Below are 2,444 nucleotides of genomic sequence, written 5' to 3' on the forward strand. Positions count from 1 at the left end.
TCACCAGCACCAGGATATGGTCGTGTGGCCCCTGCCGATAGAGCGTCGCGCGCAGCAGCGGCCCTCGGCGCAGATCGAACGGCTGCTGGACCACCTGCTGCACCACGGCGCGAATCGTCGTCGCGTCGGCCTCCGGCGGCAGCTCCACCAGCGGCAGCGGCAGCTCGCTCGGCGGCGCGATCTGCTGGCGCGGCTCCAGCGTCGGCGCGGACGGATCGACCGCAAAGGTCGTGCGGAGCACCTCGTGTCGGGCCACGATCGTGCTCAGGCTGCGCTGCAACGCGCCATGATCCAGGCTGCCGCGCAGCCGCACCACCGAAGGGATCGAGTAGAGCACGCTGCCGGGCTCAAGCTGATCGAGGAACCAGAGCCGCTGCTGGGCAAACGACAGCGGCAGATCCCGATCGCGGGGCACCGCCACCAACGGCACGCTCGCATCGGCGCGCTGCGTCGTCAGCCGCTCCGCAAACGCCGCGATCGTCGGTGCCTCGAAGAGCAGACGCAGCGACAGCTCACGATCGAGCACCTGGCGCAGCCGGGTGATCACCTGCGTGGCGAGCAGCGAGTGTCCGCCGAGGGCAAAGAAATTGTCGTAGACGCCGATCGGACTAACGCCAAGCACCGCCGACCACACACTGGCGATCAACTCCTCCGTGGGCGTGCGCGGCGGCACGAGGGCATCGGCCAGCTCGCGGCGGCTGCGCTCCGGCGCGGGCAGCGCGTTGCGGTCGATCTTGCCGTTGGGCGTCAGCGGCATGCGATCGAGCACCACAAACGCGCTCGGCACCATGTACTCCGGCAGCCGCTCCTGGAGGAAGCGCCGCAGCAGCGGCCCAAGCGTCCGCGACTGTTGCTCGCGCAGCGGATTATTGGCATACTCGCTCCACGGCTTGAGACGCTCCGCGCGCGTGGAAAAAACCGGCGGCATCGCCAATGTCTGCCGCCACAGCAGCACATCGTAGCTGCCGTCGGCGGCGCTGCCAGCCCAACTGAGAGCAGCGCTGTAGCCCAGTTCGCTCAGCGTCCACAGCGCTTCGGGATCAACGCCCAGCTCCGGCGATAGCTCGCTCTGCGCTGCGCGCAGATCCTCTGCCGTTGCCGGACGCGCGCCGTTGCGCAGCAGATCGAGCGCATAGACATCCGCCAGCACGCGGGCGTTGGGCACGGCACGGATACCGAGCGCCGCAGGAGCATCGTCGTGGAGCACCTGGCGCACCCGGTCGAGGCTCAGCGCGTCGCGCTGCCAGTCCAGCCAGGCATGATCCTGCGGCTGCTGCGGCGTGACAGCCACATGCAGCAGCACATCGTAGCGGAACCGGGTCAGCTCGTTCTGCGCCTGGCCGCGCTTCAGCAGCACCTGCACCTGGCTAATCTGCCGAAAATGCTGCGGCAGCGCGACGAAAAAGGCCGGATCGAGCAGCAGCTCCTCCTCCTGCGCCATAGCCTGCTGCGCCCTGGCCCACAGCTCGTCGCAGGCCAGCTCAGGCTCAGCCCGCTGCGTCTGCACCGATGTATGGAACGCCTCAAGCAGCGCCAGGTTGCGCACATCGCCGATCAAGATCTGACCACCCGCCCGCACGGCGTGCAGCGCCGCCTCCAACACCTGCACCAGATAGGTGACGCTCGGAAAATATTGCACTACCGAGTTGATGATCACCGTGTCGAACTGCTGATCCGCCAGATCGGCCACCGCATCGGCAGTGCGCTGGTAGAGCGCCACTTGCGGCAGCGCGTACTCCGGCTGGCTCAGGTAGTGGCGGATGGAATCAAGCACAGGCGCGGAGAAGTCGGTGCCGCAATAGTACTCGCAGTGCGGCGCGATGCGGAAAAGCAGCAAGCCTGCGCCACAGCCGATCTCCAGCACCCGGCGCGGGCGCGTGCCCAGAATGCGCGCCGCCGTCTGATCGGCCCACTCGGTCATCTCCGCAATCGGGATCGGCTCGTCGGTGTAGCTGCTGATCCAGCCGCCGAAGCTGAAGCGCGGATCTGCGGCCTGCATCTGTCGGTAGGCATCGTCGTATAGATGCTGCCAGTGCTCGACCTGCTCGGCCTCCATAGACCCAAGCACCGAGCACTGAGAACCGACCTCATCTTGGTTCTCGTTCGGCACCACATACGCCACCAGCCGGAGATCGCCCGGTTGATCCTCGCGCGCCAGCACCACCTGCTCACGCACGGCGGGATGCTGGGCCAGCAGCGCCTCGATCTCTTCCAGCTCGATCCGATAGCCGCGCAGCTTGACCTGCTGATCGATCCGCCCCATGAAGTCGAGCGTGCCATCCGGCAGATACCGCGCCAGGTCGCCCGTGCGGTACAGCCGCGCGCCCACTGCCCCGCTGAACGGATCGGGCACGAAGCGCGACGCGGTCAGGTCGGGCCGCTGGTGATAGCCCCGCGCCAGCCCCGCGCTGCCGACGAAGACCTCGCCGGGCACGCCCACCGGC

1 protein-coding gene is annotated in these 2,444 nt (G+C 67.8%); it reads right to left on the minus strand.

From position 1 onward, the window contains the following. Positions 1–2,444, minus strand: a 2,444-nt coding sequence (locus VFZ66_17375; protein HEX6290960.1) for a condensation domain-containing protein, incomplete at both ends; no start/stop codon positions are given.

The sequence above is a fragment of the Herpetosiphonaceae bacterium genome (genome assembly GCA_036374795.1).
GTDB lineage: Bacteria > Chloroflexota > Chloroflexia > Chloroflexales > Kallotenuaceae > LB3-1.